This window comes from Arthrobacter sp. LjRoot14 (genome assembly GCF_964253905.1).
GTDB lineage: Bacteria > Actinomycetota > Actinomycetes > Actinomycetales > Micrococcaceae > Arthrobacter.
Genome location: NZ_CAXURL020000001.1, coordinates 2,996,907 through 3,011,775 on the forward strand (window position 1 = coordinate 2,996,907; position 14,869 = coordinate 3,011,775).

The 14,869-nt window shown below is 64.0% G+C and carries 13 protein-coding genes; 3 read left to right on the forward strand and 10 right to left on the reverse strand.

Going from position 1 to position 14,869, the window contains the following annotated elements:
* Nucleotides 1–6 precede the first annotated feature (6 nt).
* Nucleotides 7–1,809: a hypothetical protein gene (locus ACSQ12_RS13495; protein WP_436065725.1), complete on the reverse strand. Its 1,803-nt coding sequence runs from the start codon at nucleotides 1,807–1,809 to the stop codon at nucleotides 7–9.
* Between the two features lie 193 nt (nucleotides 1,810–2,002).
* Between ACSQ12_RS13495 and ACSQ12_RS13500 the strand changes: the two genes are divergently transcribed.
* Nucleotides 2,003–3,301 (forward strand): AI-2E family transporter, encoded by a 1,299-nt coding sequence (locus ACSQ12_RS13500; RefSeq protein ID WP_436065726.1) that lies wholly within the window; start codon nucleotides 2,003–2,005, stop codon nucleotides 3,299–3,301.
* Nucleotides 3,302–3,310: 9 nt separating this feature from the next.
* Here ACSQ12_RS13500 and ACSQ12_RS13505 read toward each other — a convergent pair whose 3' ends face one another.
* Entirely contained in the window at nucleotides 3,311–4,111 is an 801-nt protein-coding gene (locus tag ACSQ12_RS13505) for an alpha/beta hydrolase (protein WP_436065727.1), read from the reverse strand.
* Between the two features lie 10 nt (nucleotides 4,112–4,121).
* Nucleotides 4,122–4,466: a hypothetical protein gene (locus ACSQ12_RS13510; RefSeq protein ID WP_043482553.1), complete on the reverse strand. Its 345-nt coding sequence runs from the start codon at nucleotides 4,464–4,466 to the stop codon at nucleotides 4,122–4,124.
* Nucleotides 4,467–4,545: 79 nt separating this feature from the next.
* Between ACSQ12_RS13510 and nucS the strand changes: the two genes are divergently transcribed.
* Together nucS and ACSQ12_RS13520 are read left to right on the forward strand one after the other, a co-directional pair.
* Nucleotides 4,546–5,241 (forward strand): endonuclease NucS, encoded by a 696-nt coding sequence (nucS, locus tag ACSQ12_RS13515; protein WP_011692440.1) that lies wholly within the window; start codon nucleotides 4,546–4,548, stop codon nucleotides 5,239–5,241.
* A 298-nt stretch (nucleotides 5,242–5,539) separates the two neighbouring features.
* Complete coding sequence (locus ACSQ12_RS13520; protein WP_011692441.1) at nucleotides 5,540–5,743, forward strand: cold-shock protein; 204 nt, start codon at nucleotides 5,540–5,542, stop codon at nucleotides 5,741–5,743.
* Between the two features lie 179 nt (nucleotides 5,744–5,922).
* Here the strand turns inward: ACSQ12_RS13520 and ACSQ12_RS13525 are convergent, their stop codons facing one another.
* From ACSQ12_RS13525 to atpA, 7 genes are all read right to left on the reverse strand, one after another.
* Nucleotides 5,923–8,556 carry a bifunctional lysylphosphatidylglycerol flippase/synthetase MprF gene (locus ACSQ12_RS13525; RefSeq protein WP_436065728.1) on the reverse strand — a complete coding sequence of 878 codons (2,634 nt, stop codon included), beginning with the start codon at nucleotides 8,554–8,556 and terminating at the stop codon, nucleotides 5,923–5,925.
* The gene (locus ACSQ12_RS13530; protein WP_436065729.1) at nucleotides 8,553–9,917 is read right to left on the reverse strand and encodes an alpha/beta hydrolase; all 1,365 of its coding nucleotides are present in this window, start codon (nucleotides 9,915–9,917) and stop codon (nucleotides 8,553–8,555) included. Before ACSQ12_RS13530 ends, ACSQ12_RS13525 begins: the two co-directional genes overlap by 4 nt.
* 5 nt (nucleotides 9,918–9,922) lie before the next feature.
* Nucleotides 9,923–10,354 carry a DUF2550 domain-containing protein gene (locus tag ACSQ12_RS13535; RefSeq protein ID WP_436065730.1) on the reverse strand — a complete coding sequence of 144 codons (432 nt, stop codon included), beginning with the start codon at nucleotides 10,352–10,354 and terminating at the stop codon, nucleotides 9,923–9,925.
* Nucleotides 10,355–10,364: 10 nt separating this feature from the next.
* The gene (locus tag ACSQ12_RS13540; protein ID WP_011692445.1) at nucleotides 10,365–10,649 is read right to left on the reverse strand and encodes a F0F1 ATP synthase subunit epsilon; all 285 of its coding nucleotides are present in this window, start codon (nucleotides 10,647–10,649) and stop codon (nucleotides 10,365–10,367) included.
* Nucleotide 10,650: 1 nt separating this feature from the next.
* A complete protein-coding gene (gene atpD, locus ACSQ12_RS13545; protein WP_209743680.1) occupies nucleotides 10,651–12,105 on the reverse strand; it encodes a F0F1 ATP synthase subunit beta in 1,455 nt (484 codons plus the stop codon).
* An 82-nt stretch (nucleotides 12,106–12,187) separates the two neighbouring features.
* Nucleotides 12,188–13,081 carry a F0F1 ATP synthase subunit gamma gene (locus ACSQ12_RS13550; protein WP_011692447.1) on the reverse strand — a complete coding sequence of 298 codons (894 nt, stop codon included), beginning with the start codon at nucleotides 13,079–13,081 and terminating at the stop codon, nucleotides 12,188–12,190.
* Nucleotides 13,082–13,157: 76 nt separating this feature from the next.
* Entirely contained in the window at nucleotides 13,158–14,795 is a 1,638-nt protein-coding gene (atpA, locus tag ACSQ12_RS13555; RefSeq protein ID WP_436067000.1) for a F0F1 ATP synthase subunit alpha, read from the reverse strand.
* Nucleotides 14,796–14,869 lie beyond the last annotated feature (74 nt).

Below are 14,869 nucleotides of genomic sequence, written 5' to 3' on the forward strand. Positions count from 1 at the left end.
CGCGGGCTACTTGAAGCTGGCCCCCACGAGTCCGCGGGTGGCGGCCACGAGCTTCATCGGGTCCTTGGATCCGGCCGGCGGGATGTACACGGCCGCTGATTCGGCGAAGTTGAGCACCATGCCGGAGCTCGTTTCCTTGCCACCGGCCAGCACGGCTGCGTCGTCACCGATCGCGAGCTTGTCGCCCTCCGCCTTGGGTGTGCCGTCGAACGCGAAGTTCAAACGGCCAAGAACCAGCGCGCCGCCGTCCGCGGTGCGGAATACCACAGTGTCCTCGGGGACCACTTTGTGCGTGAAGCTGAAGTTGCCGTTGACGCCGGTCTTGGCCACATCGGCCTGGTAGGCCAGGGTATCGGCGATGTACGGCGAGGACTGGCCCTCCACGAGCTTGTCCTTGAATGTCGAATCTGCCTTGGTCAGGCGGTCGCCCAGCCCGGCAAGGGCTTCCTGGCCGCTGTAAAGCAGGCCCGACTTGTCGTCAGCGGCAAGGGTTTCCGTTCCGGTGCGTCCAATGGCGGGGAACGTGGTGCCCGGCTGCAGCGGGCTGGTTTGCACGAGCTTGTAGTTTTCGCGGGGGGACTTCTGCACGAGGGTCAGCAGCTGGGGCACAACGTTGCCCTCGCCCTGGGTGACGGCCATGACCGAGCGGGGCCAGGCACGCTTGCTGGTGACGACGGTGGTCAGCAGCTTGGTGGCGCGGACGGGCATGCGCGCCTCGTAGGCGCCCACCTGTGAGCGGATCTTGTAGTTCTGGGTGCGCACCTCAAGCTCCGTGCGGTCCACGCGGGGCTTGAGCTTGGCCGCATCCTTGGCGGCGTCGCCGGCGTCCACAGTGCTGGAAACCTGTTCCAGGATGCGGCGGAACTGGGCATCCAGCAGCACCGGTGCGTCGGGGGCGGCGTCCGCGGCGGCGGACTCACTGGACGACGGCGACGGCGCGGGGCTTGTGGCTGCCTGGGCAGCTACGCCGGTTCCGGCCACGATGGTGGCGGCAAGGGCGGCCATGGCCACTCCCGCGCGCGTCGGGCTGAAGGTGGCGGTGCCGGGCCGCTTTTCCACAGGCGACTCAGTGGGTGACTCAACGGGCGATGAAGCCTCAGGCGCCGGCTTGCCGGCCGGGCGGGCTGCGCGTGCACGGCGGACAAGCTTGTCCTTCAGCGATTCGCCGGCGTCGTCCCCGCCAACTCCGGCGGGCCCGCCGCCCTTGGGCTTGATCACCAGCAGCGCCAGTCCGGCCAGCATCAGGAGGCCGCCGAGCACCATCAACGGCACGGCCCACGGAGTGGACGTGTCATTGGGGAATGTCATGGAGATGGACGACGGCGCCGGCTTGGTGCCGTCCGAGGCCAACAGCAGCGACCACTCGCCGTCTGCCGGGGCGCTCCAGGTGTAGTTCAGTTCGCCGCTGGCGTTCTCGGTGGTAACCCAGAGATCGGAGCCGGCGGGCGACGGGGCGGTTGCTTCGCCGTCCGTGTGCGTCAGCTGGAGCGATTTGCTGTCTTCGGAGACTCCGGAGACCGTGTTGTGGGCTGTCTTGCCCACCCAGGCGTCGACGTCGTCAGGACGGCCTGCTGCCAGCATGAAGCTGCCTTCGCCCTTGACATTGATCTTGACCGTACCCCCGTGAAGGGTCCGCAATTTCTGGTCGATAACGGTCAGGGGTGCGGCGGTGCCGTCGGAAGGCGCCGAGGCTGTCACGGTCTCGGCCGGAGCCCAGATGGTCTTCTGTCCTACGCCGGCCAGCAGTGTCAGGAGGCCGAGCAGCACTAGTGCAACTGCAGTCTTGAAACGCAAAGGGATACCTATCATCAGCGGGGGTTTACTTTCAATAGTAACCATTTTGTTACCAATGAGTCAGATCGGAGCTTGGTTCCCAGCCTAGGGCAACCGGGCTCGCCAAGGGGAAAACGGGGCGCTGACAGGCCTGCTGATAGTGTTTGCGATGATCATCACACGGTCCCGCAGCAGCGGCGCCACAGACGGTAAAGGGCCCCAAAACGCAGTGACTGAACACACGGATTCGTCCACCCCAGGACAGGAAGCCACACCCGGATCCGGTACCCGCGAGAGTGTCCCGGGCAGTTCGCAGCACGAGCGCAAACCGGTGCTGCCGGGCCTGGCCGCGGCATTGCTGCGCAGGCTGCGGACGCCCCTTCCCGGAGCGCAGCCCCGGCTCCGCTTCGAAATGCCGCCCGACTTCGACGAAGACGCCACGACTCCCGAAACCGAGACCGGCACCCGCTTTGGACATCCGGGGCCTCGGATGTCGTCACAGCATCCCTTATATATGGGCTTCATGGGCACCGTTGGCGTCGGCCTGGCCCTGCTCGTGTATTGGATCGGGTCCAACACCACGCAGCTCCTGCTCTGGATTGTGACCGCGCTCTTCATCGCGTTGGGCCTGGATCCGGTGGTGCGCTGGCTTGAAGGCCGCAAGCTTCCCCGGCCCATCGGCATCCTGGTGTCGGTCACGGTCCTCGTCTCGGCCGTCGCCGGCTTCTTCGCCACACTGATCCCCACCATCGTCCAGCAGGTGACCCAGATCGTGCAGGAGGCACCCCGCTGGATCCAGGACTTCATTGACTCGGATTTCTTCCGCAGTGTTGACGACCAGTTCGGCGTGCGGGAACGCATTACGCAGGAGCTGGAAAAGTTCGTCAATAATCCGGATGCCATGGGTGGCATCTTCGGCGGCGTCGTGGGCTTTGGATCAACGGTGGCCAACGGACTCTTCGGAACCCTCATCGTCCTCGTGCTCAGCCTTTACTTCCTTGCTGCACTCCCCGCCATGAAGAAGTGGGGGTACCGGCTCGCGCCCCGCTCCCGCCGGGCCCGGGTGGAAGCGCTTTCGGAAGAGATCACCGGGTCAGTGGGCAACTACGTCATCGGCCAGGCCTGCGTAGCCCTCCTGAACGCGACGTTTGCGTTCATCGTGATGTCCATCGTCGGCGTCCCCTTTGCCGTGCTGCTGGCGTTCGTTGTGGCCCTGCTGGCGTTCATCCCCCTGGTCGGCGGAATGATTGCGGGCGTGGTAGTCACGCTGATCGCACTGACCGCAGGCTGGCAGACCGCCCTTGTCTACGCTATTTGCTACTTTGCCTACCTGCAGTTCGAGGCCTACTTCATCTCGCCCCGCATCATGCAAAAGGCTGTGGCCGTGCCGGGCGCTGTGGCTGTCATCTCGGTGATCGCCGGAGGCAGCCTGCTCGGCGTCCTCGGCGCCCTTATCGCCATTCCCACCGCCGCCGCGGTCATGCTGCTCGTGAAGGAAATCTTCATCGTCCGCCAGGACAAGCACTAGCCCCGGGGCTTACGGCGCTGCCGAGGCCACGGGCCCGTTCCATTCCTGTGGCAGGCCCTCGGGACCAGCGCCCCGCGCCGTGACCTCGTCCACGATCTCGTTGAGCACGCGGGCGGCGTACTTCTCCCCCACCCACAGGTGCTTGGCGCCGTCGACCCCCACAACCTCGGCCTGCGGCACCAGGCTGAAGCGCTCCTCAGCGGCCGCAGGCTGGAGGTAGTCGTCGTGCTCGGGAACCAGCACCTTCAGGGGCTTCCCTGCGGCTGCCCACTCCCGCAGGTGCGCGTCGGTGGCACGGTGCAGCGGAGGTGAAAGCAGCACGGCACCTTCCACCAGGGATGCCACCGGCTCCGTTGCGCCGTACATCAGCGCCAGCTCCGTTCCGAACGACCAGCCCACCAGCCAGCGGTTGGGCAGGTTCCTGGACGCTGCGAACCGGACCGCCGCCTCGACGTCGAGCCGTTCGCCGACACCCTCCTCGAACCGGCCCTCGCTGGTGCCGCGGGGCGAACTCGTCCCCCTGGTGTTGAACCTGAGGACGGCGACGCCGGCGAGTGCCGGCAACCGGTAGGAGGCCTTGCGGTACACGTGCGAGTCCATGAAGCCGCCGTGGGTAGGAAGGGGATGCAGCGTGATCAGCGTGGCGTTGATCCCGCCCGATTCCGGGACAGCCAGCTCGCCGACGAGGACGTGACCGTCCTCGGTGCGTAATTCGATGTTTTCCCGGCGGGCCGGGAGGACTGTTGAAGCCCGGATGGCGGTTGCTGCGGAAGGCTGGCTGAATACGAACGACGCCGGGTCAAAAGTCATGACCAACAGCTTAGCGATAGCGGTACGTGCGTGACGTCCAGCAGTTGGAGTGCCAGTGCCGACGCTCCGCAAGGCCCGCGGCCGCGCCGAAGAGGTGGTCCTCCGCCCAGACCACCAGGTGCTCCACTCCGGGGAGGACGGCAGTTGAGCAACCCGGGCAGATGTAGGCCTTTTCGGCACGTTTGGCCGTCATGGTACGGACCATCCATTCGCCGTCGGGGGCGCTCTCCCGCCGTGCGATCCCCGAACGGGCACGCTCAAGATCCAGCTCCGGCACGGGGCCCGCCGCGTGCTTGCGGCTGGCCTGCCCCAGTTTTCCGGAGGCGGCACGGCGGGGGCGGTTGGAACGGGGCATGCTTCCATTCTGCCCCAGCAGGCGAACTGTGCTGTCGCCTGCTGTCGCTGTGCGGCGCCCAGAAGGTAGTGTTTACCGGGTGCGTTTAGTCATAGCCCGTTGTTCTGTTGATTATGTCGGCCGCCTCAAGGCCCATCTCCCCCTTGCCACCCGGCTTCTGCTGGTCAAGGCGGACGGGTCCGTGCTGGTGCACTCCGACGGCGGCTCGTACAAGCCGCTGAACTGGATGAGTCCCCCGGCCAGCCTGAGGGTCTCCACTCCCGACGAGGTGGACCTGGAGCTCGGCGTCACTGAACAGTGGACCGTCCAGTCCGCGAAGACAGATGACCGGCTCATCATCAACATCCACGAGCAGCTGCACGATACGTCCCATGAGCTCGGCCAGGATCCGGGCCTCATCAAGGACGGCGTCGAGGCCGACCTGCAGAGGCTGCTGGCTGACCAGATTGAGCGGCTCGGCACCGGATTTTCCCTGATCCGGCGCGAGTATTTCACCGCCATTGGCCCCGTGGACATCCTCGCCAGGGACGCCGACGGCGCCACGGTGGCCATTGAGCTGAAAAGGCGCGGCGATATCGACGGAGTCGAACAGCTGACCCGCTACCTTGAGCTTCTCAACCGGGATCCGCTGCTGGCACCGGTCCGAGGCATCTTCGCCGCCCAGCAGATCAAGCCGCAGGCCAAGGTGCTGGCCAACGACCGCGGCATCGACTGCGTCACCCTGGACTACGACGCCATGCGCGGCGTGGATGATAGCGAATCGCGCCTCTTCTAAATAGGCGGCCGGTCACTAGCCCGGTGCACACTGTCATAACGAAGGGGTTCACGAGGGCTTTACGCAAAATTTATCGAATTCCCTCTTTTGCCCGTTGACCTGACGCAACCCACGTGAAATTCTTATATAAGTCTTTGTGTAGGTGTTTTTCATGCTCGCAAGACATGTTGCGAGCGCGAAGCTTCGTCAGCTAGTGTCCGGTACCACCGGGCGGCAAGCCAGGATTCTTCTCGCGGAGTGACCAAGCACGGCACGAAGTGTGCCGGGCTTAACCAAGTTCCATAATGAGGAGAAATAAATGGCACAGGGAACCGTCAAGTGGTTCAACGCTGAAAAGGGCTTCGGCTTCATTACCCCGGATGACTCCGATGGTGATGTCTTCGTTCACTACTCTGAGATCCAGACCGGCGGATTCAAGACCCTCGACGAGAACCAGCGCGTTCAGTTCGAGATCGGCCAGGGCGCCAAGGGCCCCCAGGCTACCGGCGTAACTCTGGTCTAGTCCCTCGTCGGATTGCCGCCGTTCGGCGGCGTCCTGCGAATTAATGATCCCCGGCATTAGTGCCGGGGATCATTTTTTTGGGCATTTTCCTTTGGCTCCTGCGACGCATTGTTGCTTGTCACAAATGTTTTCGGAATCTGAAATCATGATGCCCATAAACTTCGACCGGCTTTATGGAATTAGCGGACCATCGTCCTCAGCAGCCGTGCGCTCTGGCGGACCGAAAGGCCCGGCAGATAGGCGCGGCTCAGGGCCCGGCCGATCGCGGGCAGTTGCAGGGGGTCCTGGTAGTAGAGGTAGAGCGTGCGGTAATCAGGCTTGAACCTGGATTTGAAAGTGGCCAGGGAGCGGAAGCCGTACACCGGCTCGAGTGCCCGCCCCACCACATCAAGGATCGCGGTGAGGGCCTCGGGCTCCCGCCCGCTCCCCCGGTCCGGTTCCTGTTCCGTGTCCCGGCCGGTTTCCTGGTCTGTATCCCGAGGTGCGTCGGACACTGCCGCTTCCTCGGGCTCCTTAGCCAGGGGTGAGCCGGAGAGGGAAATAACTTCAACCGAATTTCGCAGCTCAAGCACTGCGGAGGCAATCAGGAACTCCATGACTCCGGGTAATCCGTCCTCCCGCCGGCGCATGAAATCGAGCGTCCAGCTGACCACGCGTCCCTCCTCATATACCGGGAGCCAGCTGGTCACGCCATGCACCACTCCGTCAGGGTCGACGGCAACGCAGCACAGCACGTCGTCATCCATCAGCTCGTCCATGCCGCCGAGCGTAAATCCCATTTCCGGAACGGATTTCTGCGCAGCCCATTCCTCGGATACCTCGAGGAGCTGGGCGCGCAGAGCCGCAGGCAACCCGCTGTAGCGTCCCCAGACGGCCGTGACGCCGGTCTTTCGCGCACGGTTCAGTGCGGTACGGACGTTTTGCCATTCTTTGCCTTTGAACTCGAGCTCCCTGACGGCCAGCCGCGTCTCCTGAGCCACGGCAACCCGGCCGAACGCACGGGAGTGCAGCATGGGCCACAGCTCGTCGGTGCAGGAATAAAAGCACGGCACCAGCGCATGCTCGGCGCAGTACTGCATGAATCCGGCAGCGGCCTCCTCCCGCAGCGCCGGGTCTCCGAACGGACCGCCCAGCGTGAGGGCAACACTGCCATGCTGCTGGTAGGCCACACCGGCATCGCCGCCGGGTGTGAACCAGTATTTGTTCGGTTCCCAGAGCGCCATCCAGGACAGCGAGTCGCCGCCGCGGCGCACCAGCCGGCGGGCCACATCCCTCTCCTCGACACCCGCGCCGGCACCGTGGTGCCGCCCCAGCAACACCACCCACACGCCCGCCAGTGCCACCGCCCAGAACGCGATGCCGGAATAGGCAAACAGGAAGGCCTCCACCGACTGCCGGTCCTGGAAGATGCGGTTGTAGAGGCTGGGGATGGGAACCGGAAGGTACTGGCGTGCCAGCTCCGCCGCGAGCCCGGACAGTCCGCCGTCACGTTCCATTCCGCCGGCTCCCAGCCACGCCACGGTGTACGTACCGGCAAGTGCAAGCCAGGTTCCTGCCAGCACCCGGGTGAGGGTACGCCGTCCTCTTGCCGAAGTTTCCACACGGAACTGGCGCCGATTAATCCACAGCAGCAGCATGAGGAGCATCGGAACAGCCACGAGCGGGAGCACATGGACGAATCCTGAGCCCATGACGGCCGTGTGCGGCCGTGACGGGTAGTGGGGTATCCGGGCAAACAGCGTGAGGTACACGGCAGACAATGCCGTGACGGCCAGCTGGACACCGATGGTGATCCGCCAGGCAAGCCTGCGGCCACGCCGCAGGCCGTCCGCGCAGATCAGCAGGAGCAGTACGGGCACCACGGCCAGCGCAAGGCCCAGCGGTCCGGCAAACCCCGTCCGCCCGATTTCCAGGCAGCTCACGTCCACAGTGCCGCCGCAGTTCTGCTCCAGCTGGCTCAGGGTGGGCAACGGATTAAGGACGACGTCCCGCAGCAGCGCCAGCGGCCCGGTGGGGCTGCGGACGGCGGCGGTCAGGATGGGTCCGACGGCAAAAATCCCCACGATCAGGGCCAGAAGGTTACGCGTCTCGCGGCCGGTGGAGCGGTGCCGGTGGAGGGTTCCCTGGTCGCTCTGGATCCACCACCCGGCGGCAAGCCCCGCCAGGGCACCCAGGAAACCGACCACCGTCTCCGGATGCCCGACGTAGAGGACGAGGAGCAGCGACGCTGACACAATGCCCGTACGAAGGCGCCGTTGCCACAGGGTGGGCGCGAGGCCGCTGGCCCCCAGCACGGCCGCCAGCACAGCTGCGTAGGGGCCAATGAGCCGGGCATCCACCATCAGGCCCAGCCATCCGTCCCCGGCGAAGCGGGCGAGCTGGGTAACCAGCAGAAACAGTGAGACGGCCGCGAACTGCCCGCCGAAGAAGAACGCCGCGGTCCGCAGTGTCCCCAGCCTGCGCTCGGCCAGGCCCAGGAACAGCAGGATCATTGTTGCGGCCGTGAGGTACGCCGCCGGGTTCGTGGCGAAGAAGAGCGAGGTAAACATGGACCACCAGCGGCCGTCCTTCAAGGCGGTCGCGTGCACCGAGGCCACGTCAAGAAGTGCTTCCGGAGGCCCGGACAGGAAGCTGTTGGTTGCCGCGCCCGCGCCAAGGAACAGGCCAAGGACAGCCAGGGTGAACGGCACGGCCTTGAAATGCTGCTGCGTGCGGCGCAGGGCCCGAAGCGCAACGTCAGCCCACCTGACGCCGCCGTCCGGCACGGAGCCCTTTCTGTCGATCACCCGGGCAGGGTTCGCTTGCCCGTTCATGGCGCGATTCCCCACCGTGATGACAGGAAATCCAGGGCAGCCGGAAGGGCCTTGGACGCCGCCTCCCAGGAATGGCCGGTGTTGGCCACCGGCTCAGCTTGAACGGAGAAGCCTGCCCGCCGGGCCGCTGCGGAAAGCTCATCCATGTAGGCAAGGAACTCCGGATCCCTTGCACCGGCGCCGAAATAGACGGAGTGACCCTCAAACCGCGTTTTAGCCATGATGTTCAAGGGAGTCTGCTCATCAAAGGCTGCAACATCGCCGCCGAACGAGGCGTCGATGGTCTTCTGCCGCTCCTTCGCCAGCGCCGGCTCACGTTCGCTCGAGAACGCAAGGACAGAGGCGTAGATGCCGGGATGGCGTGTTCCCATCTGCAGCGCGCAGGTGGCACCAAAGGAAAATCCGCCCGCAGCCCACTGTCGGTGGTCCGCGGAAACGTCCAGGGTCTGCTCGATCCAGCGCGGCACATCCCGGGCAAGAAACGTATCAGCCTTGGCGATGCGGCTATCCATGCAGAGAGTATTGGCCGATGCTGTTCCGTTGGGATCCACCACCACGACAACCGGCGCCACGCCGTTGTGGTCCGCTGCGAAGCGGTCCATCCGGCTGCGCAGGGCCCCTCCTGTAAGCCAATCGGCCGGCCCTCCGGGCTGTCCGGAAAAGAGGACCAGGACGGGGAGCGCTGGGCGGGGCACGGCCTGGTAGGCCGGCGGCAGGTAGACGTACGCCTCACGGCTGCTGAAACCCGAATCAGTGCCCGGGATCTGTGCCTTCCGTACGACGCCGTCGGAGGGCATTTCCACCGGCGGCCGCCAGGCTGCCAGGGCGGCAGGGGCGGCAGCCCCGGGCTGGCGTTCCAAACCGGTTTCCAAGGGCTGGATCCTGGCTACGGCCGTGCCCATGACATCACTGACCGTATGGTTCAGGCCGAAATAGGCGTTGATCTGGACGGCCCCTAGCAGCAGGACGCCGAGGATCGACGCCACGGCGGCGGCCCTCCCCCGCCAGGCAGGCCGGCGGGCCGGCGGAGAAGATCCCTCCGGCGGAGAAGATCCCTCCGGCGGAGAATACCGTCGAAGCTTCCACAGCCGGAGCACCCCCAGGAAAAGGGCAAAGACCATTGCCGCAAACCACGCGAGTACTTCGCGCGGGAGACTCTCGGGCAGGGTCGAAAAAATGTAAATCAGCAGCCAGTGCACCGTGGCCACAACGCCGGCGGCCAGCAGGAGGGCAGCGCCTGCACTCAGGAGCCAGCGGCGTCCGCGGGCCCAGAGCAGCCAGCCGAAGCCTGCGGCACCGGCGGCCCAGGCAATCCACAGCACGGGTCCGTCGGTCAGATGGACGTCAGCGACAAGATCCACCGGCGTTAGCGCCAGGTGCCCACACCGATGACCGGCCCGGCTTCCAGCCACGAGGACAGTCCTGTGTAGGCGTCGAACTTCATGGCCAGCAGCACGTCCTGGCCTTCGTAGTGAAGTTCCACGATGACTGAGTCAGGCTGGACCTTCACGAGTTCCGCCTCAGTAGGCTGACGGCGTCCCACGAGTTCCAGCGAGCTGCGCCGGAACGTGTATTTGGGGCGGACGCTGAGCGAGAGCAGCTTGAACCACTCAAGGTCGTTGTCCTGATAACGACAAACCCCCATCTGCCAGCCTTTTCCGGCCGTGCAAATGGAGGCGTCCACTGTGCCCAGGGCACGCCGCAGGTTAAAGCGGCGTACCCCGGACAGGCACAGTGCAAAAATCAGCAACGCAAAGACAGTTGCCAATGCGATGAACGGAAAACCAGGATCGTTCATCAAGGTCGTGCTAGCGGATCCCCGCAGTAGCTGCTTCACCCATTTGGGCGTTGTCAGCGACAATGACCACCCTGTTGTTGTCGACGGAGAAGAATCCGCCGTCGACAACTACAGCAATGCGTTCACCGGAAACCGGCTCAATGGCCAGTTCACCCTCGGCCAGAATCGCCAGCAGGGGCGAGTGGCCGGGCAGGATTCCGATTTCACCATCGCTGGTGCGGGCCTTGACCATCTTGGCCGCTCCGGACCACACGAAGTGATCCGCTGCGACAATCTCAACCTCAAGCTCAGCCATATTACTTGGTCTGTTCCTGGATCTTGGCCCACTGGCGCTCAACGTCATCCAGGCCGCCGACGTTGAAGAACGCCTGCTCTGCAATGTGGTCAAGCTCGCCGTCGCAGATGGCGGTGAAGCCTTCGACCGTGTCCTTGATGGAAACGGTGGAGCCTTCGACGCCGGTGAACTGCTTGGCGGTGTAGGTGTTCTGGGAGAGGAACTGCTGGATGCGGCGTGCACGCGACACGACGATCTTGTCCTCTTCAGACAGTTCGTCAACACCGAGGATGGCGATGATGTCCTGGAGTTCCTTGTTCTTCTGCAGGATCTGCTTCACACGGACAGCCGTGTTGTAGTGGTCCTTGCCGATGTACTGGGGATCCAAGATACGGGAGGTCGACGTCAGCGGATCCACGGCCGGGTACAGACCACGCGAAGCGATTTCACGGGAAAGTTCCGTGGTCGCATCGAGGTGTGCGAAGGTGGTGGCCGGTGCCGGGTCGGTGTAGTCATCCGCGGGAACGTAGATGGCCTGCATCGAGGTGATGGAGTGGCCCTTGGTGGACGTAATGCGCTCCTGGAGGAGACCCATCTCGTCGGCAAGGTTCGGCTGGTAACCCACGGCGGACGGCATGCGGCCGAGAAGGGTGGAAACCTCGGAACCTGCCTGCGTGAAGCGGAAGATGTTGTCGATGAAGAGCAGCACGTCCTGGTTCTGCACATCGCGGAAGTACTCCGCCATGGTCAGTGCGGACAGCGCCACGCGCAGACGCGTTCCCGGCGGCTCATCCATCTGGCCGAATACAAGGGCGGTGTCCTTGAGAACGCCTGCCTCTTCCATTTCAACCCAGAGGTCGTTACCTTCACGGGTACGCTCGCCGACGCCGGCGAACACCGAGGTGCCGCCGAAGTTGCGGGCAACACGGGTGATCATTTCCTGGATCAGCACGGTCTTACCGACACCGGCACCGCCGAAGAGACCGATCTTTCCACCCTTGATGTACGGGGTGAGGAGGTCGATCACCTTGATGCCGGTTTCCAGCATCTCGGTGGAGCCTTCGAGGGTTGCGAAGGCGGGAGCCTTGCGGTGGATTGCCCAGTGGTCCGAAGCCTGGATCTCGGACTCGTCAACGTCGAGCGGCTTGCCGAGGACGTTGAAGATGTGACCCTTGACGCCGTCGCCGACGGGCACGGTGATGGGCGAGCCGGTGTCCACAACGTTGGTGCCGCGGACGAGTCCGTCGGTGGCCTGCAGGGAGATGGCGCGAATGAGGTTGTCACCCAGGTGGAGGGCAACCTCGAACGTGATGGTCTTGGTCTCACCGTTGAGAGTAATCTCCGTGGTGAGTGCGTTGTAAATCGAGGGGATTGCGTCAGCCGGGAATTCGACGTCGACAACCGGGCCAATAACACGTGCAATACGGCCGGTAGCACCGGACGTTGCGGCTACGTGTTCGGTAGCGGTGGCAGTCATCTCTCTCACTTCACTCAGTAGATGGCGTGGGGGTTAAGTTTATCTTTTGGTGCAGGTACAGCTGGATCCGCAACCGTGCTGGCTAGGACGCGTTCAAGGCGTCGGCACCGGCCACGATTTCGGAAAGCTCCTGCGTAATTTCAGCCTGGCGGGCAGTGTTGCGCAGACGCGTGTACTTCTTGATGAGGTCCGTGGCGTTGTCGCCGGCAGACTTCATCGCCCGCTGACGGGCTGCGAGCTCGGAAGCTGCTGCCTGCAACATGGCGGCGAAGATACGTGATTCGATGTAGCGCGGCAGCAGGGCATCGAGCACCTGCTCCGTTTCCGGCTCGAATTCGTAGAGCGGCAGGAGGTCCGATTCGGACGCGGCCTGCTCTTCGACGACCTCGAGGGGAAGCAGGCGGATGACCGTCGGTTCCTGCGTCACCATGGACTTGAAGCGGGTGTAGACGACGTGGATCTCGTCCACGCCTCCCTCTTCGTAGGCGGTGGCAAAATCCTCGAGCAGCGCTGCGCCGATTTCCTGAGCGGTCGCAAACACCGGTGAATCGGTGTTTCCGGTCCATACCTGTGCGTAGGGACGGTTGCGGAAGTCGAAGTACGCCTGCGCCTTGCGGCCGACGACGTATGTCTTGACTTCTTTGCCTTCCTCACGGAGCAGCTCGGTGAGGCCTTCCGCCTGCTTGAGCACACTTGCCGAGTAGGAACCTGCGAGGCCACGGTCCGAAGTGATGACCAGGACGGCGGCGCGGCGGATCTGCTCGGGCTCGGTGACCAGCGGGTGGTCGATTTCACTCTGGCTTGCGACAGCAGAAACGGCACGCGTGATCGCGTTTGCGTAAGGCAGTGAAGCCGCTACGCGTGCGCGGGCCTTGCCGATGCGCGAGGTAGCGATCAGTTCCATCGCCTTGAAGATCTTGCGCATCGACGTCGTCGAGCTGATCTTCTGGCGGTAGACCCGAATCTGGGCTCCCATACTTATCCTTTCCTAAGATCCCGGTGGCCGGGACTGCCGGAACCCGTGGGGGTCCCGGCAGTCCCTGCCAGCGAAACTAGCGCTTCTGCTTGACGATTTTTTCCTGGTCGACCTGCGCCTCGTCGATGGGGGCGTATTCCTCGTGCCCCGCACCAACCAGGAGGTTGTCGCCCTCGCCGAAGAAGCCCTTCTTGAAGGCCACGATCGAGGTCTTCAGTGCTTCAGCGGTGTCGTCGTCCATGACGTTGGTCTGTGCCAGCGTCGTCAGGATGGAGGACTTGTGCTTCAGGTGCTCCAGGAACTCGGTCTCGAAGCGGCTGATGTCCTCAACCGGAACGTCGTCCAGGTAGCCGTTGGTACCGGCCCAGATGGACACAACCTGGTTCTCGACCGGGAACGGCGAGTACTGGCCCTGCTTGAGCAGTTCCATCAGGCGTGCACCACGGGTCAGCTGCTGGCGCGATGCGGCGTCGAGGTCCGACGCGAACATTGCGAACGCCTGCATGTCGCGGTACTGGGCCAATTCCAGCTTCAAAGTACCGGAGACCTTCTTCATGGACTTCACCTGCGCAGCGCCACCCACGCGGGAAACGGAGACACCCACGTCGACGGCGGGACGCTGGTTGGCGTTGAAGAGGTCCGACTGCAGGAAGATCTGGCCATCGGTAATGGAGATCACGTTGGTCGGGATGTAAGCGGAGACGTCGTTTGCCTTGGTCTCGATGAGCGGCAGGCCGGTCATCGAGCCTGCGCCCAGCTCGTCGGAGAGCTTGGCACAACGCTCCAGCAGACGGGAGTGCAAGTAGAAGACGTCGCCCGGGTAGGCTTCGCGTCCCGGCGGGCGGCGGAGGAGCAGTGAAACTGCACGGTAGGCCTCAGCCTGCTTGGAGAGGTCATCAAACACGATGAGGACGTGCTTGCCGCCGTACATCCAGTGCTGGCCGATAGCCGAACCGGCGTAAGGAGCCAGGTACTTGAAGCCAGCGGGGTCGGACGCGGGGGAAGCCACGATGGTGGTGTATTCCAGTGCGCCGTTATCCTCGAGCGTCTGGCGAACAGCCGCGATGGTGGACGCCTTCTGGCCGATGGCCACGTAGATGCAGCGCACCTGCTTGGTGACATCTCCGGAAGCCCAGTTGACCTTCTGGTTGATGATGGTGTCGATGGCGATTGCCGACTTGCCGGTCTGGCGGTCGCCAATGATCAGCTGACGCTGGCCGCGGCCGATCGGGATCATGGCGTCGATAGCCTTCAGACCGGTCTGCATCGGTTCGTGAACCGACTTGCGCTGGGTCACGCCGGGCGCCTGGAGTTCCAGTGCACGGGTGGTTTCAGCCTTGATTTCGCCGAGGTCGTCGATCGGCTGGCCCAGCGGGTCAACCACGCGGCCGAGGAAGGCGTCGCCAACCGGCACGGACAGAACCTGACCCGTGCGGTGGACTTCCTGGCCTTCTTCGATTCCGGTGAAGTCACCGAGCACGATGACACCGATTTCGCGGACGTCGAGGTTCTGGGCCAGGCCCAGCGTGCCGTCTTCGAAACGAAGCAACTCGTTCGCCATGACCGAGGGAAGGCCCTCAACACGGGCGATGCCGTCACCTGCGGTGGTCACACGGCCGACCTCTACGCGCTCTGCGTTTCCGGGTTCGTAGGACGCCGCGAACTCGTTCAACGCAATACGGACGTCGTCGGCGTTGATGGTCAATTCGGCCATCTGCAGTCCCTGCTCTCCTGTTTTCGTGATCATCGTTGTCACGATGACCGGGGTTTCTATCAGTTAAGTTGTGC